The organism is Sphingopyxis sp. L1A2A (genome assembly GCF_005502465.1).
GTDB lineage: Bacteria > Pseudomonadota > Alphaproteobacteria > Sphingomonadales > Sphingomonadaceae > Sphingopyxis.
The window spans coordinates 1-25,498 of sequence record NZ_SCOT01000042.1; the positions used below are offsets into that span (position 1 = coordinate 1).

Sequence of the window (25,498 nt, forward strand, 5' to 3'; positions counted from 1 at the left end):
GCCTCGGCGGGATGCTCGGCAATGTGCTGGGCGGCGCGGTCGGCGGCGCCGCGCCGCCGCCGACCGCGCCGCCCAGCACATTGCCGAGCATCCCGCCGAGGCCGCCGCTGCCGCCCGCACCGCCCAGCGCGCCGCCGATCAGGTCGCCCAAACCGCCGCCGCCCTGCGACTGGCCGCCCTGCTTGGCCATATAGCCCGCGACCATCATCGCCAGGATCGGCAGCATTTTCTTGAGCAGTCCCGCATCGAGCCCGGTCTGGGTCGCGGCCTGCCCCGCGACGGTACGGCTGACGTCCTTTGACCCGAAAATCTCACCGAGCACATCATTGCCTTGGCTGACCGGGGTCGGCTGCGATCCGAGCACCGAATCGAGCAGGCCGCCGCCGCCCAGCTGCCCGAGCAGGCCGCCCAGCCCTTCGATCCCGCCCGATTGCGCCTGTTTCTTGAAGCCGCCAAGGATCGCCGGGAGCAGCGCCTCGGCGCCCTGCTTGGCCATCGCGGGCGGCACGCCCAGCTCTTTCGCCATCGATTCGATGCCGCCGGCCTGCGCCAAAATGTCGGTCAGGTTCATCTGTCTTGCTCCCACTCCGGCGCCGGTCACACGGCGCCCGCGGCGCCGACTATAGCAGCGCGGGCGCGCCCGGCGAGCCGTTCATTTGACTGTCATTTTCAAATGCATAGTCCTAGCCTGCGGTCATCCGACTCGCCCTTTCCGGGCTGGGCCGCGCGATAGTGGGAGTGAAATCATGGGCATTTTCAGCAGCATCAAAGACGCGATTTTCGGCAAGAAGGCCGTCGCGGCGGAGCCCGCCGCACCCGCCGCACCGAACCCGGTCGGCAGCGCGCTCGACGCCGCGACGAGTGCCATGGCCGCGGCCGCCGCGGCGCCGCCCGCCGAGGTCGATGTCGACGCGATCCTGACCGCCGAGGCGGCGGGCAAAGACCTCAACTGGCGCACCTCGATCGTCGACCTGATGAAGTTGCTCGGCATCGATTCGAGCCTTGCAAATCGCAAGGAGCTGGCGACCGAGCTGGGCTATACCGGCGACCTCGACGGCAGCGCGGAGATGAACATCTGGCTGCACAAGGCGGTGATGCGCGAACTCGCGGCGAACGGTGGCAAAGTGCCCGCCGATCTGACCGACTGACGAACAGCCGACAAAATTCGATTAGGGGCGGGCAAGCATCGGCTTTCCCGCCCCCTTTTCGTTGACCCCCGTGAAGCGCCGCCTAGACAGGTTTCAGCAGAAACAAAGTCGCAAGGGAGCCGCCGCGTGCATCATCGCCTGTCCACCCCGTTTACCCGCCGCCAGACGCTCGCCACGCTGGGCACGGGTGCCGCCACGCTCGCCTTGGCGGGCTGTTCAAATCAGAGCGCGATCGTGGCGACTCCCACCGCCCCAGCGCCGCCGACGTTCGGATATCCCGAGGTCAGCTTGCTCGACGATATTGCCGACAGGCTGCTTGCCCATTCTCCCGAGGGGGCAACCTCGTTGGGCATCGATACCGGCGCGCGCGCCGCAATGCGCGGCGCATTGAGCGATCGTTCGGCCGCCGGACAAAAGGCGATTGCCGACACGCTGAAAAATGATCTCGAACGCGTTCGGCTAGTCGGACGCTCTGGCCTCGACCACAAGACGCGCACCAGCCTGGCGGTGATCGAAAGCGCATACAGCGTCGCGCTCGATGGCTTTGCCCTGCCCTATGGCGATGTCGCGGTCGGCGGCTGGCGCAACACGCCCTATGTCGTGATCCAGAATGTCGGCGCCTATCTCGACGTGCCGAAATTTCTCGACAGCGACCATCCGGTCAAGACCGCCGCCGATGCCGAAGCCTATCTGGCGCGCCTGAACGCCTTTCCCGGCGTCCTCGACGGCGAGACCGGGCGGCTGCAGGCGGCGGGCGGTCAGGGGATGATCGCTCCGGCGTTTCTGATCGACAAGGCGGTCAAGCAGATGGAGGCGAGCCTGGCCGATGCGCGCGCCGGCGGCGGGCTGGTCGAAAGCCTCGCCCGGCGGACGCGCGAGGGCCAGATCGCGGGCAATTGGGGTCCGCGCGCCGAGGCGATCACGCGCGGCGCGGTCGTCCCCGCGCTCGAACGCCAGCTCGCCGAACTGAAGGCGCAGCGGACGAAGGCGACGATGGACGCCGGGATGTGGGCGCGGCCGGGCGGCGACGAATGGTATGCCTGGGGACTGCGCGCCAGCACCACGACGCGGATGACCCCCGACGAGGTGCATGCGATGGGCCGGAGCGAGCTGGCCGAGCTGCACGGCCGGATGGACCCGATCCTCAAGAAACTGGGCTATACCAAGGGGTCGGTCGGCGACCGGATGAACGGGTTGGCGCAGGATCCGCGTTTCAAATTTCCCGACAATGACGCGGGCCGCGCCGAAATTCACGCCTATATCCAGACCTGGCTCGGCAAGATCCGCGCCGAGTTGCCGCGCGCCTTTCGCACCCTGGTCAAGGGCAATGTCGAGGTGAAGCGGCTGCCTCTGGCCGAGGAACCCGGCGCGCCAGCGGCTTATGGCGGGGCCGGGTCGATCGACGGGACCGTGCCCGGAAAATTCTGGATCAACCTGCGGACCACCGAATTGCATAGCAAATATTCGCTGCCCGACCTGACGATGCACGAAGCGATCCCCGGGCATGTGTGGCAGGGCGAATATGCCAACCAGATGCCGCTGATCCGCACGATGCTGGCGTTCAACGCCTATAGCGAAGGCTGGGCGCTCTATGCCGAACAGCTTGCCGACGAGCTGGGGCTGTACGATGATTTCGAGGTCGGGCGGCTGGGCTATCTCCAGTCGCTGGCGTTCCGCGCCTGCCGGCTGGTGGTCGACACTGGGCTGCACGCCAAACGCTGGACACGCGAACAGGGGGTGGCGTTTTTCGTCAAGGAGAACGGCTCGAACCCGCTCGAGGTCGCCAGCGAGGTCGACCGCTATTGCAGCTGGGCCGGGCAGGCGTGTGGTTACAAGGTCGGCCACAGCGAGATCGTCCGCCAACGCGGATTGGCGCAGGCGGCGCTGGGGCCGAAATACGACCTGCGCGATTTCGACAATGTCGTGGTCGAGGGGGGCAATGTGCCGCTTGATGTGCTGGCGCTGAATGTCGCGGATTATGTGGCGGGGGCGAAGGGCTGATGCGACGGCGCATGGCTTTGTGGACACTGGGCGCCGCGCTGCTCGCGAGCGGCGCAGGCCATGCCGCCGATGCCCCTGCCCCGTCGCCGAAAACGGCACGTGTCGTAGTTGTGACGTCGGACGTCGATCGCTTCTATGCCTTGTACGACGACCCGGCGATCGCCGCGCAGCCCGACGTGCTGGCGGCGCGCTACCTCGCCGATGCTTCGCCGGGGCTTGTCGAGTTCATGGCGATGCGCCGCATCACGCCCGAACGCGTGGCGAAGGCGCTGCGCGACAAGCCCGATCTGTATCGCGACGCGCGCGCCTGTGCAGCGACGCTGGGCAATGTCCGGGGGCGGTTGGCCGCGTCGGCCGATCGATTGGCGGAGCTCTATCCTCCGGCGATCTTTCCGCCGATCACCATCGCGATGAGCCGCGGCGCGCCAGTCGCGGCGGCAAATGGCAAGGGGCTGTACGTCTCGCTCGAAGCGCTATGCGCGGCGAAATTTTTCGAAGCCAATGACGAAGATCGCTTCGTCCATGTCATCGCGCACGAATATGTCCATGCCCAGCAACCGCTCGCGCAGATCGAAAGCGATAACGAAACCGTGCTCCACGCTGCGCTCGTCGAGGGCGCCGCCGAATTTGTTGCCGAACAGATCAGCGGGTCGGTCGCTTACACCCATCTGCACCGCTGGGCGGCCGGGCGCGAGGCGGCGGTCGAACGCGACTTCCTCGCCGAGAAGGATGGCAAGGCGAATGATTCGCGCTGGGTTTACAACCAGCTCGGCACCCCGGACTGGCCGGGAGACCTCGGCTATTGGGTCGGCTACCGGATCGTCAAAAGCTATTACAACCGCGCGCCCGACAAGGCGGCGGCGCTCAAGGCGATCATCGAGATGCGCGATCCGGCGGCCTTCCTCGCGGCAAGCGGCTGGACGCCGGGAATGAAGCTCTAGGCGGGCAGCGGCGCCAGGTCGGGCTCGACAAACCCCCGCCGCGCCGCGACCGAAAACAGCAAGTCGCGGCTGTAGAAGCGCAGCGGCCAGTCACGGCGGCCGACGTCGGACAGCAGCATCGCGTTGACGCGCGCCGCCAGTCCCATTTCCTCGGTCTCCGACAGGAACAACCGCACCCCCGCGACATAGGCGCGGGTGATGCTGTCGTGATAGCCCTGGGTGTCGTCGTTCACCCCGCCGACGCTGGTGTTGAAGCGGCGGATGATGGTGTCGATTTCGGCATCAATGTCGATATCGGGGCGCTCGGTCAGCAGCCACAGGCAGGCGCCGAGATGCGCTTCGTGGGTCCAAGCTGCGCGCGGCAGGGCGCAGGCGAGCAGGCCGGTGCCGATCGCGCGGATGTCGGTGTCGCGCGCGAACAGGCGCGGGGAATATTCGGTGGTCATGGGTCCGGTCCTTCCGGGTGAATTGCCACCCGGAAGATATCCGGGCAAATTATGCTGCGACGGCCGCCTGCGGTGCGGCCTGGCGGACACCTTCGTCGACATGCTCCGCAAATTGCGCAAAATTGTCGATGAATTGGCCGACGAGCACCTGCGCGGTGCGGTCATAGGCCGCCTTGTCGGCCCACGCTTCGCGCGGGTCGAGCAGCGCGCTGTCGACGCCCGGAACCGCGACGGGAACCTGAAAGCCGAAGTTCGGATCCTTGCGGAACTCAGCGTCGTTCAGGCTGCCGTCGAGCGCCGCAATGAGCAGCGCGCGGGTCGCCTTGATCGGCATCCGCTTGATCCCGTCCATGGTCGCCATGCCGCCGGTCCAGCCGGTGTTGACGAGCCAGCACTGGACGCCGCCCTTGGCGATGCGTTCCTTCAGCAGATTGCCGTAAACCGACGGGTGGCGCGGCATGAAGGGGGCGCCGAAGCAGGTCGAGAAGGTCGCCTCGGGCTCGGTCACGCCGATCTCGGTCCCCGCGACGCGCGCGGTATAGCCCGACAGGAAATGATACATCGCCTGATCGGGGGTCAGCTTGGCGATCGGGGGCAGGACGCCATAGGCATCGGCGGTGAGCATGATGATATTCTGCGGCACCGGACCCATATTCTGGTCCGACGTGTTCGGAATGAAATCAATCGGATAGCTACCGCGGCTGTTCTCGGCGAGGCTGGCGTCGTCGAAGTCGAGTTCGCGGGTCACCGGATCGATCACGACATTTTCCAGCACCGTGCCGAAACGCTTGGTGGTCGCGAAAATTTCGGGCTCGGCTTCGGGCGACAGGCGGATCATCTTGGCATAGCAGCCGCCCTCGAAATTGAAGACCGCGGTGTCCGACCAGCCATGCTCGTCGTCGCCGATCAGGGTGCGGCTGGCATCGGCCGACAGCGTCGTCTTGCCGGTGCCCGAAAGTCCGAAAAAGACCGCGGTGTCGCCGTTCGGACCCATGTTCGCCGAGCAATGCATCGGCATCACGCCCTTCACCGGGAGCAGATAGTTGAGGATGCCGAACACCGACTTCTTCATCTCACCGGCATAGGCGGTGCCGCCGATCAGCACGAGCTTTTCGGTAAAATTCACCGCGACGACGGTTTCGGTGCGCGTGCCATGCTTCGCCGGATCGGCGCGGAAGCTGGGCAGGTCAATAATCGTATATTCGGCCGCGAACGCCGCCAGTTCCTCGGCGGTCGGGCGAACGAGCAAAGTGCGGATGAACTGGCTGTGCCAGGCAAATTCGGTGACGACCTGTACCCCGACGCGATGCTCGGGCTGCGAACCGCCGAACAGCTGCTGGCGGAACAGGCGCGGGCGCGCGGCGAGGTGGGCGAAAAAGTCGGCCTTGAGCGCCGCGAAATGATCGGGGGTCATCGGGACGTTGGTCTTGCCCCACCAGATGGTGTCGGCGGTTTCGGCGTCCTGGACGATGAACTTGTCCTTCGCGCTGCGCCCGGTGTGTTTGCCGGTTTCGACGACCAGCGGGCCGTCCTTGGCAAGCAGGCCTTCGCCATGACGGATGGCATCTTCGATCAGCGCCGAGGTGCCCCAGTTTTCGGCGACCTCCGCCTGCGTTTCGACCGCAATATTGCCGATCACTATCGTCGTCATAGCCTTGCCTTTCCCGATCGCGCCGCAGCCCCATTGCATAGGTATGCAAAATCTGCCGAGCAAAAGGGCAGGCCCGCATTACCATGGGTGCCGACGTGACGCCGATTCCGTAAATATGGGCCGCGTTAGCGATGATGATAGAGGAGGTCAAAAGATTAAAGGGCGAATCGCGGCCCGGCCGTGCGCGGTTGTCGCTGGGCAGCAGATCGGCTATTTGCCTGCGGTGCCCGCCAACGGAAAGAGCATGACGGCAACCATCGCGCTGGTCGACGACGACCGCAACATCCTGCAATCCCTGTCGATCGCGCTGCAGGCCGAGGGCTTTGTGACGCGCGTCTATTCGGACGGCGAGGCGGCGCTGCGGCCGCTGATCGACAATCCGCCCGATCTGGCCGTGTTCGACATCAAGATGCCGCGCATGGACGGGCTCGAACTGCTGCGGCGGCTGCGCGAGAAAAGCCAGCTGCCGGTGATCTTCCTGACCAGCAAGGACGACGAGATCGACGAGGCGCTGGGGCTGGCGATGGGCGCCGACGATTATATCGCCAAACCATTTTCCCAGCGCTTGGTGATCGCGCGCATCCGCGCCATCCTGCGCCGCGTCGAGCTGAACCAGAATGCGCCCGCGGCGGACGACGAGCCGGTTGCCGAACCGATCACCCGCGGCCGGCTGAGCATGGACCCGGCGCGGCACAAGGTCGCGTGGGACGGCAAGGATGTCACCTTGACCGTCACCGAATTCCTGATCCTCGAAACACTCGCCGCGCGCCCCGGCATCGTGCGAAGCCGCAACCAGTTGATGGACGCCGCCTATCAGGACGATGTCTATATCGACGACCGCACGATCGACAGCCACATCAAACGCCTGCGCCGCAAGTTCCGCGAAGTCGATCCCGAATTCGACGGCATCGCCACCCTGTATGGCGCGGGTTACCGGTTCGCCGACGATGCCTGAACCGCTCAAGCCCGACGCGAGCATCGCCGAACAGGAAGAATCGCCGCTGGTGTGGTCGGCGCGCTGGTCGCTGACGACGCGCATCCTGGCGGTCAATATATTGGCGGTCGCGCTGCTGGCGGGGGGATTCTATTATCTCGACACCTATCGCAGCCGGCTGGTCGATACGCGGATCGAGGTGATGAAGGATCAGCTCGCGATGCTCGACAGCGCGCTCGAGGCGGCGCGCCCCGACCAGCGCGGGCGGCTGATCGACGAATTTGCCGCGGCGACCGAATCGCGGCTGCGCTTCTATGCCGCGGACGGACGGCGGATTTCGGACAGTTTCGCCACCGGTCCCGCCACCTATACGCTGCGCGACCCGAATTTGCAGGCGTGGCAGCGCGACGCCGCGCGCGCGATGGACCGCGGTATCGACTGGATCGTCGGCGCGCCCTCCTATCCCGATTTTCACGAGCCCGCGGTCGATCGCGCCGCGTCCTGGCCCGAAGTCGCCGATGCGCAGCGCAGTGGCCTCGCCGCGAGCCGCTTCCGCTACGCGCCCGAACGCACGCCATTGCTGAGCGCGGCGCGCGTCGTCGATTTGGAAGCGCCGCAGACGGTGCTGATGACGCTCAACGCCCGCGACATCACGCGCACCGTGCGCGCCGAGCGTTTCCGGCTCGCGGTGGTCGTGGCGATGGTGCTGATCACCTCGGTTCTGTTGTCGCTGTTCCTGGCGCGCACCATCGTCCGTCCGCTGCGCCGGCTGGCGCGCGCCGCGGTCCGCGTCCGCCTGGGCCGCGCGCGCGAAGTCGTCGTGCCGCGCCTGCCCAGCCGCCGCGACGAGATCGGGACGCTGGCGCGCGCGCTGAGCGACATGACGCAGGCGCTGCGCGAACGCATCGACGCCGGCGAACATTTTGCCGCCGACGTGACCCACGAGCTCAAGAACCCGATCGCGTCGGTGCGCTCGGCGATCGAGGGGTTGGGCCGGGTCACGAATGACGCGCAGCGTGCGCAGCTGCTGAACATCGCCGACGAGGATGTCCGGCGGCTCGACCGGCTGGTCAACGACATCAGCGAAGCGAGCCGCGTCGACGCCCAGCTGTCGCGCACCCTGTTCGAGGCGATCGATGTCGGGATGATGATCGAATCGATGCTGGCGGCGCGCGCGGCGCGCATCGATGCCGACACGCCGCACCCGCGCATCGCCTTTGCCCGCCCGCGCAAAGGCACGACATTGGTGATGGGCGACGGCCACCGGCTCGAACGCGCGATCGACAATGTCATCGACAACGCGATCAGCTTTTCGCCGCCGACCGGCCTAGTCTGTATTGCCGCGACGCGGCTGGGCGACGAGGTGCATGTGCGCGTCGACGACGATGGTCCCGGCATCGACCCGGCGCAGCGCGAGGCGATTTTCCGCCGTTTCCACAGCGAACGCCCCGCCGGCGAGGCCTTTGGTCGCCACAGCGGGCTGGGCCTGGCGATCGCGCGGACGATCATCGAGGGGCATAGCGGCACGATCAACGCGAAGGACCGCGACGACGGCAAGCCCGGCGGCAGCCTGCTGATGACGCTGCCCGCGTGCGAAGGTGGGACAGGCGCTGGCTAAATATCCTCCCTGTGGCGAAGCCATGGGGAGGGGGACCGTTCGCGAAGCGAATGGTGGAGGGGCGGCGACGGCAGCGCCAAAGCCCCTCCGTCAGCGCTTCGCGCTGCCACCTCCCCATGGCTTCGCCACAGGGAGGATCGGTTTGCCGCCTTGCAGCCCCGCTTCGTCACCGGTAAGCCTTGCGCGATGCTGCCCAGCCGGACCCGACCCGACATCGTCAATATCCACGCGAGCTGCGTCGCGGCGGGCAGCCGCGGCATTTTGTTGCTCGGCCTGTCGGGACAGGGCAAGTCGGACCTGGCGCTGCGGCTGATCGATCGCGGCGCGCGGCTGGTCGCCGACGATCGCTGCGACATCTGGTTCGAGCGCGATCGTTTGTGGTGCCGCCCCCCCGCCGAACTGGCGGGCAAGCTGGAAGTGCGCGGGCTGGGCATCGTCGAACAGCCGTGGACCGCGCCGGTGCCGCTGGCGCTCGCGGTGCGGCTGGCCGACCGTTATGAACGCATGCCGCCCGAACGCGCGGTCGAAGTGGTCGCGGGACACGACCTGCCGTCGCTGACCCTGTCGGCGTTTGAGGCTTCTGCGCCGATCAAGATCCTGCTCGCGCTCGACCGGCAAGCGAACGGCGCATGAAGGACGCCGCCGAACCACGGCTGCTCCTGGTCACCGGCCTGTCGGGCGCTGGCAAATCCACCGTGCTCAAGGTGCTCGAGGATCTGGGCTGGGAAGTCGTCGACAATCTGCCGCTGGCGCTGCTCGAAACCCTGATCGACGCGCCGGTGAAGCGCAGCGAGGCGGGACGACCGCTGGCGATCGGCATTGACAGCCGCAGCCGGGGGTTTCGCCCGGCGCTGCTGGTGCAGCGGATCAAGGCGCTGCGCGAAGCCGGTGGGCGCGACATCCAGACCTTGTTTCTGGACTGTGCGGGCTCCGAGCTCGAACGCCGCTTTTCCGAGACGCGGCGGCGCCATCCGATGGCCGAGGATCGCCCCGCCGCCGACGGCATCGCGCGCGAACGCGAGATGATGGAGCCGCTGCGCCGCTGGGCCGAACATGTCATCGACACCACCAATTACAGCAGCAACGACCTGCAGCAGGAAGTCCGCCAGCGCTTTGGCGAGACCGGCCACAACGACCCGGTGCTGAATATATTGAGCTTTGGCTTTGCCCGCGGCCTGCCGCGCAACGCCGACCTGGTGTTCGACATGCGCTATCTGCGCAACCCGCATTGGGATGCCAAGCTGAAACCCGGCACGGGACTCGACCCGGACGTCGCCGCCTATGTCACCGCCGATCCGGCGTATGAAAGCACCGTAGCGCAGATCGAAGCGCTGCTGCTCGCGCTGCTGCCGCGCTACCGGGCGGAGGGCAAAAGCTATGTCACCATTGCCTTTGGCTGCACCGGCGGCCGCCACCGGTCGGTCCATGTCGCGGCGCGTGTGGCCCAAACGCTACGCGCCGCGGGCCATGAACCGACGCTCACCCACCGCAACCTTGACTCTGCCCCGCAAGATGGGCTTGAGGGCAGACCCCCGCCCGCGTCTCCTGCGGCCGGCGGCCAGATATAAGGGTCTCGCAGTTCATGCCCACCGATAAAGCATTGCCGTTGCTGGGCATGGTCCTTGTCACCCACGGCCGTCTCGCCGAGGAAATGGTGCGCGCGATGGAGCATGTCGTCGGCCCGCAACGCGCCATCGCAACCGTGTGCATCGGCCCCAACGACAATATGGAGATGCGTCGCCGCGAAATCGCCGACGCGATTCGCACGGTCGACGAAGGCCGCGGCGTCGTCATGCTGACCGACCTGTTCGGCGGCACCCCGTCGAACCTGGCGATCAGCCTGCTCGAATCGGAGCGCACCGAAGTGATCGCCGGGGTCAATCTGCCGATGCTGATCCGCCTGGAAAGCGCGCGCAAGACGATGGAATTGCGCGCCGCGGTGATCGCCGCCAAAGAAGCCGGCCAGAAATATATCTCGGTCGCCTCCGAAATGCTGGGGGTTGGTCCGTGAGCGAAATTTCCGAAACCGTCGAGATCACCAACCAGCGCGGGCTGCACGCGCGCGCCAGCGCCAAATTCGTCACCTTTGTCAGCCGCCTGCCCGAAAGCGTATCGGTCGAGGTCGAAAAGAACGGATCGCGGGTCAACGGCACCTCGATCATGGGATTGATGATGCTGGGCGCCGCCAAGGGCGACACGATCACCATCCACACCCGCGGTGAAGGCGCCGATGCCGCGCTGCTCAAACTGGTCGGGCTGGTCAAGGACAGCTTCGGCGAGGATTGACCGGATGACCGGTCGCCGCTGCCAAATCGAAAGCCTGTCGAACCCGCTGATCAAGCGGATGCGGTTGCTGCGCGAGAAACGCCACCGCCGTGCCGAGGGGCTGTTCCTGGCCGAAGGGCTGCGCATCGCGACCGAGGCACGCGAATCTGGCGTGCTGCCTTTATGGCTGTTCCTCGGCCCCGACGGCGCCGCGCACCCACTCGCCGCGGCGCTGATCGCCGCCACGCTGGCGGCGGGCGGCGAGGTGATCGACACCACCCCCGCGATCCTGTCCAAATTGTCGGGCAAGGACAATGCCCAGACCGTCGTCGGCATTTACGCCGAGCCCAAAACGACCCTCGCCGACCTCGACCGCACGACCGCACCGATCTGGCTGGTTGCCGAGCGGCTGCGCGATCCCGGCAACCTGGGCACGATGCTGCGCACCGGCGATGCGGTCGGCGCGGGCGGGCTGATCCTCCTCGACGAGAGCACCGATCCCTATGCGGTCGAGGCGGTGCGCGCGAGCATGGGGGCGATATTTACGCAAGCGCTGGTGCAGGCGCGGTGGGACGAATTTCTGCCGTGGCTGCGGCAGGGGCCGGGGCAGCTCGTCGCGACCTGGCTGGGGGGCGACACGCAGGATTATCAGGCGGTGCGCTATGCCGCGCCGACCTTCATCCTGACCGGCAATGAATCGCAGGGGATGCCGCTCGAATATGCCGATGCTGCGGACGTGCGGGTCAAAATGCCGATGCTGGGCAAGGCCGACAGCCTGAACGCCGCGGTGGCGACTGCGGTGATGGCGTATGAGGTGTTGAACCAGCGGCGGGGCTGAACCGGGGACGGCATTTCGGTTCAGCCTCCCGCCAACATCATGCTACTATCGCGTCCTCTCTTCCCGTTCGCATCGAGCGAAGTCGAGATGCCTCTCGACCTTGCGCAATGCCGACGGGTGTCTCGACTTCGCTCGACACGAACGGAGTAAAGGAGCTTGTGATGATCCGATATTTGCCCCTGCTCGCCCTTCCCGCGCTCGCCGCCTGCGCGCCCGCGACCGAATCGCCGCCGCAGACTCCCGGCGAGCAGCCCGCCGCCTATCTCGCGCTCGGCACCGAACCCGGCTGGACGCTCGAAATCACCCCGGCGCGGCTGAACTATGACGGCGATTATGGCGCGACCAAGATCATGGTGCCGAACCCCGGCGCCAAGCCGTCGCTGAACGGCCGCACCTATGTCAGCGACCGGCTGTCGGTGGTCGTCAAGCAGGCGCCGTGCAGCGACGGGATGAGCGACCGCCGCTTTGCCGACACGGTGCGCGTCGTCGCCGACGGCAAGACGCTGCAAGGGTGTGGCGGCGCGATCCTGCCGCCCGATACGCTCGCGGGATCGAGCTGGAGCTTTGTGTCGATCGGCGGCGTCGCGGTGGCGAAGGACCGCCCGACCGCGCTCCAGTTCGACGGCGCGCGGCTCAGCGGCAGCGCGGGCTGCAACCGCTTTTCGGGCGGCTATAAGACCGCGGACGGCACGCTGACCGCCGGGCCGCTGATGGCGACTGAAATGGCGTGCCCGGGCGCGGGCATGATGCAGGAAGATATGTTCTTCAAACTGATGGCAGCGCCGGTGCGCCTGACCTTCGCCGATGACGGGGCGCTGATTTTGACCGGGAGCGAGGGGCGGACGGCGGTGTTGAAGCGGGTGATTTGAGAACAATCCCTTGGTCCGTTCGTGCCGAGCGAGTTATGGGTTTGCTTACTCCCCGTCATTAACCGCCGCTGGCGCTGCCGCCAGCTTCGCCAGCGGACGCGCCGCCTGTTCGACGACCGGCAGCACCGCAATCTCCTTGTCGCCGGTTTCGATGTCGAGCGCCTCGAAGCGCTTCGCCTGCGTCAGCACCTGCGATTCAAAACTGCCGACGAAGGCGTTATAGGCGCCGGTCGCCTGATCGAGATTGCGCCCGACCTTGGCGATGTGCGATCCCATCACCGACATGCGCGCATACAGCTCCTTGCCGAGTGCGGCGATCTCGCGCGCCTGATTGGCGAGCTTTTCCTGCCGCCACACCGCCGCGACGGTGCGCGCGATCGCGATCAAATTGGTCGGGGTCGCCAGCAGCACCTTGCGCTCGAACGCATAGTCCCAGAGCGCCGGATCCTGATCGAGCGCCGCGGCGAGGAAATGTTCGCCCGGCACGAACATCACGACAAAATCGGGGGTGTCGTCGAACTGATTCCAATAGGCCTTGGCGCCCAGCGTGTTGACATGCGCCTTCATCGCCGCGGCGTGGGCGGCGAGATGCAGCGCCTTTTCGCGCTCCTCGACCGCGCCGAACGCGTCCTGATAGGCGTTCAATGACACTTTGGCGTCGATCACCAGGCTCTGCCCGCCCGGCACCTTTACCACGACATCGGGGCGCAGCCGCCCGCCATCGCCGTCGGTCACGCTCACCTCGGTCTGGAAATCGGCATGTTCGGACAGGCCGCAGCTTTCGAGGACGTTCTTGAGCTGCTGCTCGCCCCAGCGCCCGCGCGCCTTCGGCGCGTTGCGCAGCGCGTTGACCAGCTTCGCCGCCTCGCTCGACACCCGTTCGGTGCCTTCGCGCATCGCGGCGATCTGACCGTGGAGCAGCCCGAAAGCATCGCGCCGCTCGGCCTCGACCTTGCCGACCGCCTCCTCATATTTCTGCAACCGCTCGTGGACCGGCGACAGCAGCGCCTTCAGATTCTGCCCCGCGGTCGTCTCGCTTTCCTTGAAGCGCGCCTCGGCGCGTTCGAGGAAAGCCTTTTGCGCGCCGTCGAGCATCACCTGCCCAACCTCGCGAAACTGCGTCGTGAGCGCCGCCTGTGCATCCTTCAGCTGCGCGATCTGGGCATCATGCGCGGCGTCGCGCGCGCGTTGTTCGCTGAGCAGCGAGGCGAGCTGAATATCCGCCGCCTTGCGCGCCTCGGCCTCTGCCGCAAGGTCGGTGACCGCCGTCTTGAACCGATCGGCCAGACCGTCGCGCTCGGCCTTGAGCGCGCCAGCCTGGCGACCGGCGAACAGCCAGCCGATCAGACCGCCAATAGCAAGGGCAACAAGGGCGACAACGAGCGAGCTTCCATCCATGGCCGGAACATAGATCGAACAACCAACCTTTGGCCAGCGAAGAATGGCCGCCATGCCCGGCCCCTGCGCCAGTGAGTTTTTTGCTGGCCCGAAAGGCACCGACCGTTGCCGCCGGGATTGCATGTGCCGCACTTCCAGATACAGATGCGCTGGACATGACACGACAGCGGCTCTTTCGATCTCTGCTCCTGCTGTTCGCGGCGGTGCTGCTTGCGGCCGGACCGGGTAGCCCGCTGTGCACCGCAGCCGCGGCAACCCAGACCGCGGGGCTCGCCATGGCAGGCTGCAACATGTCCGGGCCGGCAAAGACGAAGCCGCTGCCCGCGCATCCCGACTGCGCCTCGCCCTGCATCGGGATCGCGTGCCTGGCTCCCGACATGACGCCCATCGGCTTGATGAAATTCACGCCGTCCGTCATCGCGATGACGCGGCTCGACGGTCTTGACCTGGCTCCCGAAGCCGAACCGCCACGCTCCTGAATGCCATCCCGATCTGATCATTCAAAGGAGACATAGCATGAAGAAAATATTGTTCGGACTGGCGATCGCGCTGGCCACCCCAGCGGTCGCCCATGCCGCAGAGGCGCCCAAGAAGGCGTGCTGCTGCAAGGACATGAAGGATGGCTGCTGCTGCGACAAAAAGGGCGAGGACAAATCTGACCACGCCGATCACAAGGATATGCAGCACTGATAATCCGGGCCGGGGGGCGGTTGCCGCTCCCCGGCCTTTTCCTACTCGAGCATCGAAGCGGTTATCCGGGCTCGGCCCATTCGGTCGGCAGGATCGCGCGATACGCCTCGACCCCCGGACCGCCACCGACGACCATGCCCTGGGTGAGCAGCCAGTAATGGCGGACGATCTCCGCCTGTTGTTCCAGCCCATAGCGGGTGAGCAGCCAGCCGGGCTTCAGGCTGTAACTGTACGTCGCGAACGGGTGGCGCATCAGCACCAGATACCAGCGGCCGCGCGTCTGCGCCTGCCAGACATGCGTCATTTCGTGGATGAACAGGCCCTGCAGGCGCTGCGACGCGGCGCTGAAATCATCGCAATAGAGTTCGCCATGCGGGTTGAAGTGCAGGCTGCCCATCGGCGCCATGACGACGCCGCGCGGCTGGAAGAATATCCATTTGTGGTGGCAGATGCGGACGCGGTCATAGGCGACCGCGCCGCCGAACACCGTGCGGGCCAGCGCGATCTCGCCTGTGGTCAAAGGCCGCGAAGATCGCAACATCAGAACCTCGTCATTGCGAGCGCAGCGAAGCAATCCAGGGCGGGTTACACCACTCTGGATTGCTTCGCTGCGCTCGCAATGACAAGCTGTTGGAGCGCACCCTTATTTCTTCGCGTCCGCAGCCTGTTCGGCGCCCTTGTCGGCGCCCATATCCATCGAACCATGGTCCATCGCGCCATGGTCCATCGCGCCATGGTCCATTTCGTCCCCTGCGGTGCCTTCGGCGGGCTTGATCACCATGTCGAACAGGATGCGTTCATTGTTGTTGTTGGTGAACACAAACGCCATTGGCAGCTTGCCGGCGCGGACCGCGGCGGGATTGATGCCCCAGATCATCAGATGCTTGCCGCCCTGTTTGAACGCCAGCTCACCCTTGGCCGGGACGTCGGCGCGGGCCAGCGGTTTCATCGTCACGACGCCGTTTTCGCGCACGCTTTCATGCATTTCGACGCGCTGGGCGAGATCGGCGGTGACCGCGACCAGCTGCACCGGCTGCGGCCCGCCCTGAACCCGGAAATAGCCGACCGCGGGGCGATCGGCGGTGGCGCCCATCACGATATGGCCGCTGACGACATTGAGCGGTTGCCCCTTGCCCAGATTTTCCCCGCATGCCGACAGGGTTAGCGCGGTGGCGGCAAGAGCGGCGAGAGCGAGAGGTTTCATTTTGGGAGGACTCCGTGATGGCGTGTCATTTCCTGTCCCCGATAAGCCCTCAAAACCCTTGTGCCAAGGATTAGCGCACCTATATCGCGCCCAGAACCTCCATATCAGGCGTGCCTTTTCAGGGCGCCGCAGAAGCAACAAGGACGAGTGAAGTATGGCCAAAGTGATCGGGATCGACCTCGGCACCACGAACAGCTGTGTCGCGGTGATGGAAGGCGGCAAGCCCAAGGTAATCGAAAATGTCGAAGGCACGCGCACGACGCCGTCGATCGTCGCCTTTGCCAAGGATGGCGAACGCCTGATCGGCCAGCCGGCCAAGCGCCAGGCGGTGACCAACCCCGAAAACACGGTGTTTGCGGTGAAGCGCCTGATCGGCCGCCGTTTCGACGATCCGATCACCAAGAAGGACACCGAGCTGGTCCCCTACACCATCGTCAAGGGCAGCAACGGCGACGCATGGGTCAAGGCGGGCGGCGAGGATTATTCGCCGTCGCAGATCAGCGCCTTCATCCTGCAGAAGATGAAGGAAACCGCCGAAGCCTATCTCGGCGAAAAGGTCGAGCAGGCGGTGATCACCGTCCCCGCCTACTTCAACGACGCGCAGCGCCAGGCGACCAAGGACGCCGGCAAGATCGCGGGCCTCGAAGTGCTGCGGATCATCAACGAGCCGACCGCAGCGGCGCTCGCTTATGGCCTCGACAAGACCGAGAACAAGACGATCGCGGTCTATGACCTTGGCGGCGGCACCTTTGACATCTCGATCCTCGAGGTGGGCGACGGCGTGTTCGAAGTGAAGTCGACCAACGGCGACACCTTCCTGGGCGGTGAAGATTTCGACAGCAAGATCGTCGAATTCCTGGCCGACACCTTCAAGAAGGACGAAGGCATCGACCTGCGCGGTGACAAGCTCGCGCTCCAGCGCCTGAAGGAAGCCGCCGAAAAGGCAAAGATCGAACTGTCGTCGGCCGCGACGACCGAGGTCAACCTGCCCTTTATCACCGCCGACGCCAACGGGCCGAAGCATCTGGTCAAGACGATCACCCGCTCCGATCTCGAGAAGCTGGTCGAGGAGCTGGTCAAGCGCACGCTCGAACCGTGCAAGAAGGCGATCAAGGACGCCGGCATTTCGGCGAGCGCGATCGACGAAGTCGTCCTCGTCGGCGGCATGACCCGCATGCCGCGGGTGCGCGAAGTCGTGAAGGATTTCTTTGGCAAGGAACCGCACACCGGTGTGAACCCTGACGAAGTCGTCGCGATCGGCGCCGCGATCCAGGCCGGCGTGCTGCAGGGCGACGTCAAGGACGTGCTGCTGCTCGACGTCACCCCGCTGAGCCTCGGCATCGAGACGCTGGGCGGCATCATGACCAAGATGATCGACCGCAACACCACCATCCCGACGAAGAAGTCGCAGGTCTATTCGACCGCCGACGACAATCAGTCGGCGGTGACGATCCGCGTGTTTCAGGGCGAGCGCGAAATGGCGCAGGACAACAAGATCCTCGGCCAGTTCGACCTGGTCGGCATTCCCCCCGCGCCGCGCGGCGTGCCGCAGATCGAGGTGACCTTTGACATCGACGCCAACGGCATCGTGTCGGTCCACGCCAAGGACAAGGGCACCGGCAAGGAACAGCAGATCAAGATCCAGGCCAGTGGCGGGCTCAGCGACTCCGACATCGACCAGATGGTCAAGGACGCCGAGCAGTTCGCCGAAGAGGACAAGGTGCGCCGCGAGGCGGCCGAGGCGAAGAACAACGCCGAAAGCCTGATCCACTCGACCGAACGCCAGCTTGTCGAGCATGGCGACAAGGTCGATGCGGCGCTGAAGGCCGAAATCGAAGCGGCGGTTGCCGAAGCCAAGACCGCGGTCGAAGGCGGCGATCCCGCCACGATGACCGAAAAGAGCCAGGCACTCGCGCAGGTCGCGATGAAGCTGGGTCAGGCGATCTACGAAAAGGAACAGCAGGCCGCCGCGTCCCCCGGCGCCGACGATGCCGGTGAGGCGAAGACCGACGAAGATGTCGTCGACGCCGAATTCTCCGAAGTCGAAGACGACAAGAAGTAAGGGCTGACCTCTCATGCCGTTCGTGCTGAGCTTGTCGAAGCACCGTTCTTCCTCTTCCGCTGCGAAGAAAGGACGGCCCTTCGACAGGCTCAGGGCGAACGGATTTGAGAGGGAAGGCTAGGGGCCGACGACCTATGTCACTCGACATCGATTATTACGAACTGCTCGAATGCGAACGCACCGCCGACGATGCGACGCTGAAGGCCAGTTACCGCAAGCTGGCGATGAAGTATCACCCCGACAAGAATCCGGGGTGCCACGACAGCGAATCGCGGTTCAAGGCAATCAGCGAGGCCTATGACTGCCTGCGCGATCCGCAAAAGCGCGCTGCCTATGACCGGTTCGGCAAGGATGGCGTGCGCGGCGGCAACGGCGCCGGCGCGGGGGCCGATTTCGGCGACATCGGCGATATTTTCGAATCGATTTTCGGTTCGGCGTTCGGCGGCGGGCGGCAACAGCGCGGCCCGGCGCGCGGCGCTGATCTGCGCTATGACATGGAAATCCGTTTCGAGGACGCCTTCACCGGCTGTAGCCGCGAGATTCAGGTCGATGTCGCGGCGCGCTGCGAGCCGTGCGACGGATCGGGCGCCAAACCCGGCACCCAGACCAGCCGCTGCGCGACCTGCGCCGGGCATGGCAAGGTGCGCGCGCAGCAGGGTTTCTTCATGGTCGAGCGCACCTGCCCGGCCTGTCAGGGCGCGGGCGAGGTCATCGCCGACCCGTGCAATTCATGCCATGGCGAAGGCCGCGTCGACCGGCGCAAGACGCTGACCGTCAACATCCCCGCCGGGGTCGACGAAGGCACCCGCATCCGCCTGTCGGGCGAGGGTGAGAGCGGCGCGCGCGGCGCGGCGCCGGGCGACCTGTATATTTTCCTGCACATGGCGCGGCACAAGCTGTTCGAGCGCGAAGGCACGACCTTGTTCACGCGCGCCCCGATCAGCTTTACCACCGCGGCGCTCGGCGGCGAGATCAGCATCCCCGGGCTCGACGGCACCAGGCACGATATCCACATCCCGGCGGGCATCCAGTCGGGCAAGCAATTGCGCCAGCGCGGCGCCGGGATGCCGGTGCTCAACGGCCGCGGTCATGGCGATCTGGTGATCCAGGTCGATGTCGAAACCCCGACCAAGCTCAGCGCCCGGCAAAAGGAATTGCTCGCCGAATTCCGCGAGACCGAGACCGGCGACGAATGTCCCGCAAGCCAGGGCTTTTTCGGGCGGATCAAGGATATGTGGGACGATTTGCGGGATTGAGGTTTCTTCCCTCTCCCCTTGCGGGAGAGGGATGTGGAGACTTGGCAGCTTGCTGCCTAGTCGAAGCTGGGTGAGGGGTCTGCGGTTGCAAGGCAACCGCGCGAGCTTCGCTCGCAACCCCTCATCCAACTGCGGCTAGTTCGCTTTGCTCACAAGCCTTCATATCCTTCTCCCGCAAGGGGAGAAGGGATTAGCGCTCGCCAATCTCGACTCTCAACTCCGCAATCAGCCCGGCAACCTTCGGCAACCGCCCCTCCTCTTCATCCAGGATCGCGTGAAACGCCCGGCGCTTCAGCGTCTTCAACTCCTCCGCCGACAGTCCTTTTTCGCCGCCGACGCTGCTCGCGACGATGTCGATCAGCCGGTCGGCGCCGTGCAGCCGCCCCCATAGATAATCATTCTCGCGGTACGCGCGGCTGAAAAAGGCGCCGAAGCTGTTGAACTCGATCCCTTTCAGCATCGCCGCGGCGCCGCCGGTGCGGATCGCGGTCGCATCGGACGGCGAGATGCGGTCGATCTTGATCGGATCGAACTCGTCGAACCCCTCGCCCTGCAGCAGCGGCAGCGTTGCGATGTCGTAAAAGGGATAGCCGAGATAGGCGAGCAAGAGCGTGCGCCGGTCATCCTTGGGCATTGCCGCCAGCGCGGCGGCGATCAACGCGTCGGCCTCACCGTCGATCGCGGTCAGGTCGCGCCGCGCCGCTACCGCGTCGATCCAGTCGCCCGGCCCGGCATCGGCGGGCAGGTCGAGACCCGCCAGCCAGGCGTCGCCCTGGCGGTCGAGATAGAGGCCGAGCGCGGTAAAGATCGCGGCGCGCATATCCTCGCACGCCGGGTCGCGGCCGTCGCGCGTCGCCTCGACCGCGGTGTCGAGTTCGCGCGCCAGAAAGCGCAGGCGGCGGATGCGGAAACCCAGATCGTGGGTGCGGAAAAAGGCGATCGCGTCGCCGCTCGCCCCGGCGCCGCGCTTGCCCGAAATCCGGTCGAGCCCGCGCGCCCGCGCTTCATCCCACAACGCGCGCCGCCGGTTCGCCTGATGGACGCTGCCCTCCGCCGGTACCAGCCGGTCGATCAACGCCGCCAGTTCCTCGATCACCGCCGACAGTTTGAGGTGACCATAGGGCGCATAAGCGAAGCCGGCGCGCGCCGCCGCCTGATCCTGCGCCTTGGCGCGCCATTTTTCGAGCCGCGCCACCGTCGGGGTGTCGAGAAAGAAGGTGCTGCCGAACAGCGCCGCGACCTGTTCCTCGACCTCGACCTTCATCGCGTCGACGATATGCTGCATGCGGCGGATGCGGCGCGACATGAGTTCGATCGCTTCGACATTCTCGCGGATCGGCTGTTCGCGCGGAATTTCGGAGAGGGCGCCAAGGATCGTTGCCAGAAAACCGGGCAGCCGCGCCGCTTCCGTCGTCGTGGCCGCCGCCGCGGGTTTGCCAAAGCTGATCGCGCGGTAATCGGGCTTGGGATCGATATAGACAAAGCGCCGGTCGATTTCGCGCCGCGCCGGGCGCTGTTTCAGCGCCGCGATCGCGGGGCGGAACGGCGCATTGGCGAGCACCGAGCCGTCGATCAGCACCCGGTCGGCGGGATCGCCCTCGGCCGTGGCGGGCAATTGGGTGCGGATGAAGCTGTCGCGGTCGGGCCACGCGATGCCCCGCTTGCCCAGCACCCGGTCGAGTTCGCGCAGCGTGAAGGGCGGGAAGGCGCCCGGAAAGCTGGCGGTCGCACGCGCCGCGGCGGTGAGCCCCGGCACATCGTCGAGCCGCGTGCCGGTGCGGTCGTCCTCGCGAAAATGCAGCATCAGCCGATGTTCGTCCTCGCTCACCCGCGCCGGGCTGTTGAGCGCCAGCGGCACGCTGTGCCCGGCGAAGTCGGTGACCGACACGAACAGATCGACCGGCTGGCCGTCCGGCACCAGCACCGGCCCGCGCGGCCCCTGCTCCATCGCGTCGAAGGCGTCGAGCAGCAGGTTCACAAAAGTCTCGCCGCCGAATGGCGGTTCGAACCAGCGCGCGCGGACAAAGCGCGACAGCTTGGCGCGCACCTCGTCCTGCGCCCCCGCGCCGACGGTGCGGTCGATGGTATTGCCGCGCTTTTTCATCATCCACCCGGCGATCGGCACCGCCCAGAATTTGGTCGCCGCCGACAGCGGGCGCGCGTCGGGATCGATCAGCTTGTCGACATCGGCGCTGTCCAGCCACAGGTCGGTGAGCGGATCGAGCGACTGCCCCGTCGCGAGCGCGCGCGCCAGGAAAATGCCGTTGATCCCGCCCGCGCTGGCGCCTGCGACGATGTCGGCAAGGACGCGCAGCCGGATATTGCTGCGCGCGGCCAGATCGGCGAGCAAGTCGGCATAGACCGCGCCCGCCCCGGTCGATGCGGTGCCGTCGTGAAAGGCGCGCGACGCGGCGGCGAGGCGCCACACTTCCTTGGTGATGCCGTGCATGTAGACGGCGAGGCTGATGCCGCCGTAGCAAATCAGGGCGAAGCGCAGTTCCTTTTCCCGCATCACGCGAATGATAGCGCGGTTTGGGGAGCGTGGGGAAATTTCCTTCTCCCTTGATGGGAGAAGGATACGCAGCCTTATCGCGCAGCGATTAGGCGAAATTGGATGAGGGTGATGGTGCGTCATCGTGCCGCCGCGTCAGGCCGAGAGCCCACCCCCTCCGCTGCGATTAACCAACAAGTTCGTAAGTCTCGCTGCCTCCTCCATCGAGGGGGAGGCAGCGGAGTCTCGGGCTACCACGGCTGCCTTTCCTCTTGCATCTGCAAATCGCTCGCATTAGCGGCACTCCGAACAGGAGTTAAGAATGATTCGCAAATTGCTCGTCACCGCGCTGGCCTCGACCGCGCTGTCCGCCCCCGCCTTCGCGCAGGAGGCCCCCGACGACGCTGCCGCCGGCGAAGATACGATCATCGTCACCGCGGCGCGCACCATCCTGCCGCCAAGCGCATTGCCGCTGACGATTGACATCATCGACAAGGATGCGCTCGACCAGCAGCTCGCGATTTCGGGGTCGGTGACCGACGCAGTGGCGACGCTGTCGCCGAGCTTTTCGCCGACGCGGCAGAAATTGTCGGGCGCGGGCGAGACGCTGCGCGGCCGCTCGCCGCTCTATGCGATCAACGGCATCCCGCAATCGACCCCGCTGCGCGACGGCAGCCGCGACGGGTTCACCATCGACGGCTTTTTCATCGACCGCGTCGAGCTGATCTTCGGGTCGAACGCGTTGCAGGGGATCGGCGGCACCGGCGGCATCGTCAACCAGGTCACGGTTGGCGCACCGAGCGAGGACGGCATCAGCGGGCGCACGTTGGTGCAGGGCACCGCCGACAATGATTTTTCCAAGGCCGGGATGGGCGGCAAGCTCGCGGGGCTGGTCCAGTACAAGGCGGGGCGCTTCGACGCCTCGGTCGGCGCGACCTATGAAGTGCGCGGCATCTTTCGCGACGGCGAGGGGCGCCCGGTCGGGATCAACCTGACGCAGGGCGAGACACAGGATAGCAAGACGCTCTCGCTGTTCAGCCGTTTCGGCTATGCGGTGAGCGATACGATGCGCCTCGACCTGATCGCCAGCCGCTTTGAACTGGAAGGCGAGGGCGATTACATCGTCGTCGCCGGCAGCCGTGCGACCGGCCTGCCGACCAGCCAGCGCCGCGGCACCCCGCCGGGCGTCCCCGCCACCGGCCGCACCGAAAGCGTCGCTCTATCGCTGACCGATCCCGAGTTGGGCGGCGGCAATTTCGTCAGCCAGATTTTCTGGAACCGCAGCCGCGACACCTTTGGCGGCGAGCCCAATCCGATCGCGACCTTTCAGGACGCGGCGATCGCGCCGGTCGGTACCTTGTTCGACCAGTCGCAGAACCGCAGCCGCAAGATCGGCGGCAAACTCAGCTACGAACGCGAAGTTCCGGGGTTCGAGGCGCTGACGCTGATCGCCGGGTTCGACGCGCTGTGGGACACGACCGAACAACGGTTGATCGCGACCGACCGCGCCTGGGTGCCGCCGACCGATTTCCGCAGCCTCGCACCCTTTGCTCAGGCGAACCTGAAGCTGGCGGGCGGTATCGTCCGCCTGGCCGGCGGGGCGCGCTATGAAAATGTGAAGATCACGATCGACGATTTTAGGACGCTCGCCTCGTCGGGCAGCACGTTCGTCGCGGGGGGCAGCCCGACCTTTGACGACATATTGCTCAACGGCGGCGTGATCGTCGAACCGATCAAGGGCATCCGCGCCTATGCCAGCTATGCCGAGGGCTATACCGTCCCCGACGTCGGCCGCATCACCCGCGCGGTGCGGACCCCAGGGGTCGATATCGACGATTTTCTCGACATCTCGCCGATCATTTCGAACAACCGCGAACTGGGGCTGGAGGTGAAACGCGGCCCGCTCGATGCCAGCGCCAGCTATTTCTGGTCGTCGAGCACCAAGGGGCAATTGCTGATCGCGCGCCCCGACGGCATTTTCGACGTTGTGCGCCAGCGCGTCGAGATCGAGGGGCTGGAGATCAACCTGGCGGTCAAGATGCCGATCGATGGGCTGACGCTGTCGGCGGGCTATGCCCATATCGTCGGGCAGTTCGACGACGACGGCAATGATGTCGTCGAAACCGACCTCGACGGGGCCAACATCTCGCCCGATCGCCTGAACCTGGCTGCCGCTTATGCCAAGGGTGCGTTTTCGGCGCGGGTGCAGACGCAATTTTATCTGTCGCGCAGCTTTGAAGGGCCGGGCCGCGATCCGCGCAACGATTTCGGCGGCTATAATCTGACCGACGCAATCGTCCGTTACCAGACCGGCATCGGCGGCATCAGCCTGGCGGTGCAGAATCTGTTCGACAAACAATATATCAGCTACGCCAGCGACACCCAGCGGCCGACCGACAATTTCTTCAACTTCGCCGGCCGCGGGCGCTCCTTCACGCTTGGCTGGGATTATCGGTTTTAAATGATGAAGCTGCTCGACACGCTGCACCGCTGGACCGGGGGGCTGATCGGCCTCGTGCTGGCGCTGCTCGGGCTGTCGGGGGCGATTCTGGTCCATAAGGAAGAGTGGGTCGGCCTGCCGCACGCGGGCGACGCACAGGTCACCGACCTCGCCACCGTCGCCGCAACGACCGAAAAACTGATGGCGATGCCCGGCGATGCGCAGGGCATCATTTACGCCAGCCAACGCCTCGGGCTGCATCAGCTGCGGTTCGAGGAGGGCGCGGGGCTCTACGCCAGCCAGTCGGGCGAGGTCGTCACGCGCTGGGCCAGCCAGTGGGAACGCCCCGAAATCTGGCTGTTCGATTTCCACCACCATCTGTTCACCGGCGACGCCGGCGAATGGGTGATCGGGATCGCGGGGCTGGCCGGATTGTTCTTCGTCATCTCGGGGGTGATCCTGTGGTGGCGCACCCGCAAGACGTTCAAGCTGCGGCTGTGGCCGAAACGGATGACCCGTCCGGCGATCGTCATGCAGCACCGCGACATCGGCGTGGTCGTCGCGCCGCTTCTGCTCCTGTCGGTCGTCACCGGGACGATGATGATCTTCCGCCCCTTTGCCGCGATCGTCGTTGCGCCGTTCGGGCCGGTCGCCGAGACCGCGAAAGCGCTCGAACCGCCGAAATACAAGGGCGGACCGCTGGCCGCCGATCCCGACTGGACCGCGATGCTGACCACCGCGCGCGCGCGCTTTCCCGATGGCGAGTTCCGTATCCTCAGCCTGCCGCGCAAACCCGGCGACCCGATCAGCCTGCGCATGAAACAGCCCGGCGAATGGCTGCCCAACGGCCGCTCGACCCTGTGGTTCGATGCCGAGACGGGCACGTTGCTCGGGGCACGCGACGCGCTGGCGATGCCGCCAGGGGCACAAGCGTTCAACATGGCCTATCCGCTCCACGCCGCGAAGGTCGGCGGGCTGCCCTATCGCCTGCTGATGACCGCGTCGGGGCTGGTGCTGGCGTTGCTGGGGAGCCTGACCGTGTGGACCTTCTGGTTTCGGCGACCGAAAGCGGCGAAGCGGGTGGTGAAGACGGCGGCGCTGGCTTCGGCATAACGACAAGCAAGCGTCTGCTTTGGGGTGGATTTAAGACGTTCCCCTCCCTTTCAGGGAGGGGTTAGGGGTGGGTGCGAGCGCTAGCGAGCCGAGGCAGAGCGCCGCCTTCGGCGGCCACCCACCCCCGACCCCT

General features: G+C 66.0%; 24 protein-coding genes. 17 read left to right on the top strand and 7 right to left on the bottom strand.

Annotated features, from left to right (window positions below):
- On the bottom strand, positions 1-571 hold a 571-nt coding region (locus tag FFS68_RS15920; RefSeq protein WP_137754180.1), incomplete at its 3' end, for a DUF937 domain-containing protein.
- Between the two features lie 175 nt (positions 572-746).
- On the opposite strand from FFS68_RS15920, the gene FFS68_RS15925 reads away from it, so the two are divergent.
- The 3 genes from FFS68_RS15925 (at position 747) to FFS68_RS15935 (ending at position 4,090) form a co-directional block, all read left to right on the top strand.
- On the top strand, positions 747-1,148 hold the full coding sequence (locus FFS68_RS15925) for a DUF3597 domain-containing protein (RefSeq protein WP_137754181.1): 402 nt from the start codon (positions 747-749) through the stop codon (positions 1,146-1,148).
- A gap of 126 nt (positions 1,149-1,274) precedes the next feature.
- Positions 1,275-3,149 carry a DUF885 domain-containing protein gene (locus FFS68_RS15930; protein ID WP_137754182.1) on the top strand — a complete coding sequence of 625 codons (1,875 nt, stop codon included), beginning with the start codon at positions 1,275-1,277 and terminating at the stop codon, positions 3,147-3,149.
- A gap of 11 nt (positions 3,150-3,160) precedes the next feature.
- Entirely contained in the window at positions 3,161-4,090 is a 930-nt protein-coding gene (locus FFS68_RS15935; RefSeq protein ID WP_171003924.1) for a DUF2268 domain-containing putative Zn-dependent protease, read from the top strand.
- Here the strand turns inward: FFS68_RS15935 and FFS68_RS15940 are convergent.
- Both FFS68_RS15940 and FFS68_RS15945 read right to left on the bottom strand, forming a co-directional pair.
- A complete protein-coding gene (locus FFS68_RS15940; protein WP_137754184.1) occupies positions 4,087-4,536 on the bottom strand; it encodes a hypothetical protein in 450 nt (149 codons plus the stop codon). The genes FFS68_RS15935 and FFS68_RS15940 overlap by 4 nt on opposite strands.
- Before the next feature lie 49 nt (positions 4,537-4,585).
- Positions 4,586-6,187 (bottom strand): phosphoenolpyruvate carboxykinase, encoded by a 1,602-nt coding sequence (locus tag FFS68_RS15945; protein ID WP_137754185.1) that lies wholly within the window; start codon positions 6,185-6,187, stop codon positions 4,586-4,588.
- A gap of 244 nt (positions 6,188-6,431) precedes the next feature.
- Here FFS68_RS15945 and FFS68_RS15950 point away from each other — a divergent pair, with 244 nt between their 5' ends.
- The 8 genes from FFS68_RS15950 (at position 6,432) to FFS68_RS15985 (ending at position 12,711) form a co-directional block, all read left to right on the top strand.
- Positions 6,432-7,142 (top strand): response regulator transcription factor, encoded by a 711-nt coding sequence (locus FFS68_RS15950; RefSeq protein WP_137754186.1) that lies wholly within the window; start codon positions 6,432-6,434, stop codon positions 7,140-7,142.
- On the top strand, positions 7,135-8,739 hold the full coding sequence (locus FFS68_RS15955; RefSeq protein ID WP_137754187.1) for an ATP-binding protein: 1,605 nt from the start codon (positions 7,135-7,137) through the stop codon (positions 8,737-8,739). The genes FFS68_RS15950 and FFS68_RS15955 overlap by 8 nt, the downstream gene beginning before the upstream one ends.
- Before the next feature lie 186 nt (positions 8,740-8,925).
- A complete protein-coding gene (locus FFS68_RS15960; protein ID WP_137754188.1) occupies positions 8,926-9,372 on the top strand; it encodes an HPr kinase/phosphatase C-terminal domain-containing protein in 447 nt (148 codons plus the stop codon).
- Positions 9,369-10,307, top strand: coding sequence for an RNase adapter RapZ (gene rapZ / locus FFS68_RS15965; RefSeq protein WP_137754189.1), 939 nt, complete (start codon positions 9,369-9,371; stop codon positions 10,305-10,307). Before FFS68_RS15960 ends, rapZ begins: the two co-directional genes overlap by 4 nt.
- Positions 10,308-10,345: 38 nt before the next feature.
- A complete protein-coding gene (locus FFS68_RS15970; protein WP_137754200.1) occupies positions 10,346-10,750 on the top strand; it encodes a PTS sugar transporter subunit IIA in 405 nt (134 codons plus the stop codon).
- A complete protein-coding gene (locus tag FFS68_RS15975; protein WP_137754190.1) occupies positions 10,747-11,025 on the top strand; it encodes an HPr family phosphocarrier protein in 279 nt (92 codons plus the stop codon). The genes FFS68_RS15970 and FFS68_RS15975 overlap by 4 nt, the downstream gene beginning before the upstream one ends.
- Before the next feature lie 4 nt (positions 11,026-11,029).
- A complete protein-coding gene (locus FFS68_RS15980; RefSeq protein WP_137754191.1) occupies positions 11,030-11,842 on the top strand; it encodes an RNA methyltransferase in 813 nt (270 codons plus the stop codon).
- Positions 11,843-12,003: 161 nt separating this feature from the next.
- Positions 12,004-12,711, top strand: coding sequence for an META domain-containing protein (locus FFS68_RS15985; protein WP_137754192.1), 708 nt, complete (start codon positions 12,004-12,006; stop codon positions 12,709-12,711).
- A gap of 45 nt (positions 12,712-12,756) precedes the next feature.
- Here FFS68_RS15985 and FFS68_RS15990 read toward each other — a convergent pair whose 3' ends face one another.
- Positions 12,757-14,109, bottom strand: coding sequence for a DNA recombination protein RmuC (locus tag FFS68_RS15990; RefSeq protein ID WP_137754201.1), 1,353 nt, complete (start codon positions 14,107-14,109; stop codon positions 12,757-12,759).
- Between the two features lie 155 nt (positions 14,110-14,264).
- Between FFS68_RS15990 and FFS68_RS15995 the strand changes: the two genes are divergently transcribed.
- A complete protein-coding gene (locus FFS68_RS15995) occupies positions 14,265-14,588 on the top strand; it encodes a hypothetical protein (RefSeq protein WP_137754193.1) in 324 nt (107 codons plus the stop codon).
- Between the two features lie 37 nt (positions 14,589-14,625).
- A complete protein-coding gene (locus tag FFS68_RS17980) occupies positions 14,626-14,799 on the top strand; it encodes a hypothetical protein (protein ID WP_171003925.1) in 174 nt (57 codons plus the stop codon).
- A gap of 61 nt (positions 14,800-14,860) precedes the next feature.
- Here FFS68_RS17980 and FFS68_RS16000 read toward each other — a convergent pair whose 3' ends face one another.
- Together FFS68_RS16000 and FFS68_RS16005 are read right to left on the bottom strand one after the other, a co-directional pair.
- On the bottom strand, positions 14,861-15,340 hold the full coding sequence (locus FFS68_RS16000; RefSeq protein ID WP_137754194.1) for a vgr related protein: 480 nt from the start codon (positions 15,338-15,340) through the stop codon (positions 14,861-14,863).
- 102 nt (positions 15,341-15,442) lie between these two features.
- Positions 15,443-16,003 (bottom strand): copper chaperone PCu(A)C, encoded by a 561-nt coding sequence (locus FFS68_RS16005; protein ID WP_137754195.1) that lies wholly within the window; start codon positions 16,001-16,003, stop codon positions 15,443-15,445.
- Positions 16,004-16,157: 154 nt separating this feature from the next.
- Here FFS68_RS16005 and dnaK point away from each other — a divergent pair, with 154 nt between their 5' ends.
- Together dnaK and dnaJ are read left to right on the top strand one after the other, a co-directional pair.
- On the top strand, positions 16,158-18,065 hold the full coding sequence (gene dnaK, locus FFS68_RS16010; RefSeq protein WP_137754196.1) for a molecular chaperone DnaK: 1,908 nt from the start codon (positions 16,158-16,160) through the stop codon (positions 18,063-18,065).
- A 134-nt stretch (positions 18,066-18,199) separates the two neighbouring features.
- Entirely contained in the window at positions 18,200-19,321 is a 1,122-nt protein-coding gene (gene dnaJ, locus FFS68_RS16015) for a molecular chaperone DnaJ (protein ID WP_137754197.1), read from the top strand.
- Between the two features lie 190 nt (positions 19,322-19,511).
- Here dnaJ and FFS68_RS16020 read toward each other — a convergent pair whose 3' ends face one another.
- Complete coding sequence (locus FFS68_RS16020; protein WP_137754198.1) at positions 19,512-21,833, bottom strand: patatin-like protein; 2,322 nt, start codon at positions 21,831-21,833, stop codon at positions 19,512-19,514.
- A gap of 301 nt (positions 21,834-22,134) precedes the next feature.
- On the opposite strand from FFS68_RS16020, the gene FFS68_RS16025 reads away from it, so the two are divergent.
- Both FFS68_RS16025 and FFS68_RS16030 read left to right on the top strand, forming a co-directional pair.
- A complete protein-coding gene (locus FFS68_RS16025) occupies positions 22,135-24,273 on the top strand; it encodes a TonB-dependent receptor (protein ID WP_137754199.1) in 2,139 nt (712 codons plus the stop codon).
- Positions 24,274-24,276: 3 nt separating this feature from the next.
- Complete coding sequence (locus FFS68_RS16030) at positions 24,277-25,365, top strand: PepSY-associated TM helix domain-containing protein (RefSeq protein ID WP_137754202.1); 1,089 nt, start codon at positions 24,277-24,279, stop codon at positions 25,363-25,365.
- The last annotated feature ends 133 nt before the right edge of the window (positions 25,366-25,498 follow it).

What these genes read in the sequence shown, in the direction of transcription:
- FFS68_RS15980 (WP_137754191.1), top strand. Translation starts at nt 11,030, where the DNA reads ATGACCGGTCGCCGCTGCCAAATCGAAAGCCTGTCGAACCCGCTGATC.
- dnaK (WP_137754196.1), top strand. Translation starts at nt 16,158, where the DNA reads ATGGCCAAAGTGATCGGGATCGACCTCGGCACCACGAACAGCTGTGTC.
- FFS68_RS15950 (WP_137754186.1), top strand. Translation starts at nt 6,432, where the DNA reads ATGACGGCAACCATCGCGCTGGTCGACGACGACCGCAACATCCTGCAA.
- FFS68_RS16030 (WP_137754202.1), top strand. Translation starts at nt 24,277, where the DNA reads ATGAAGCTGCTCGACACGCTGCACCGCTGGACCGGGGGGCTGATCGGC.
- FFS68_RS15935 (WP_171003924.1), top strand. Translation starts at nt 3,161, where the DNA reads ATGGCTTTGTGGACACTGGGCGCCGCGCTGCTCGCGAGCGGCGCAGGC.
- FFS68_RS15925 (WP_137754181.1), top strand. Translation starts at nt 747, where the DNA reads ATGGGCATTTTCAGCAGCATCAAAGACGCGATTTTCGGCAAGAAGGCC.
- FFS68_RS17980 (WP_171003925.1), top strand. Translation starts at nt 14,626, where the DNA reads ATGAAGAAAATATTGTTCGGACTGGCGATCGCGCTGGCCACCCCAGCG.
- FFS68_RS16025 (WP_137754199.1), top strand. Translation starts at nt 22,135, where the DNA reads ATGATTCGCAAATTGCTCGTCACCGCGCTGGCCTCGACCGCGCTGTCC.
- FFS68_RS16020 (WP_137754198.1), bottom strand. Translation starts at nt 21,833, where the DNA reads ATGCGGGAAAAGGAACTGCGCTTCGCCCTGATTTGCTACGGCGGCATC.
- rapZ (WP_137754189.1), top strand. Translation starts at nt 9,369, where the DNA reads ATGAAGGACGCCGCCGAACCACGGCTGCTCCTGGTCACCGGCCTGTCG.
- FFS68_RS16005 (WP_137754195.1), bottom strand. Translation starts at nt 16,003, where the DNA reads ATGAAACCTCTCGCTCTCGCCGCTCTTGCCGCCACCGCGCTAACCCTG.
- dnaJ (WP_137754197.1), top strand. Translation starts at nt 18,200, where the DNA reads ATGTCACTCGACATCGATTATTACGAACTGCTCGAATGCGAACGCACC.
- FFS68_RS15940 (WP_137754184.1), bottom strand. Translation starts at nt 4,536, where the DNA reads ATGACCACCGAATATTCCCCGCGCCTGTTCGCGCGCGACACCGACATC.
- FFS68_RS15985 (WP_137754192.1), top strand. Translation starts at nt 12,004, where the DNA reads ATGATCCGATATTTGCCCCTGCTCGCCCTTCCCGCGCTCGCCGCCTGC.
- FFS68_RS15995 (WP_137754193.1), top strand. Translation starts at nt 14,265, where the DNA reads ATGACACGACAGCGGCTCTTTCGATCTCTGCTCCTGCTGTTCGCGGCG.
- FFS68_RS15960 (WP_137754188.1), top strand. Translation starts at nt 8,926, where the DNA reads ATGCTGCCCAGCCGGACCCGACCCGACATCGTCAATATCCACGCGAGC.
- FFS68_RS16000 (WP_137754194.1), bottom strand. Translation starts at nt 15,340, where the DNA reads ATGTTGCGATCTTCGCGGCCTTTGACCACAGGCGAGATCGCGCTGGCC.
- FFS68_RS15945 (WP_137754185.1), bottom strand. Translation starts at nt 6,187, where the DNA reads ATGACGACGATAGTGATCGGCAATATTGCGGTCGAAACGCAGGCGGAG.
- FFS68_RS15990 (WP_137754201.1), bottom strand. Translation starts at nt 14,109, where the DNA reads ATGGATGGAAGCTCGCTCGTTGTCGCCCTTGTTGCCCTTGCTATTGGC.
- FFS68_RS15955 (WP_137754187.1), top strand. Translation starts at nt 7,135, where the DNA reads ATGCCTGAACCGCTCAAGCCCGACGCGAGCATCGCCGAACAGGAAGAA.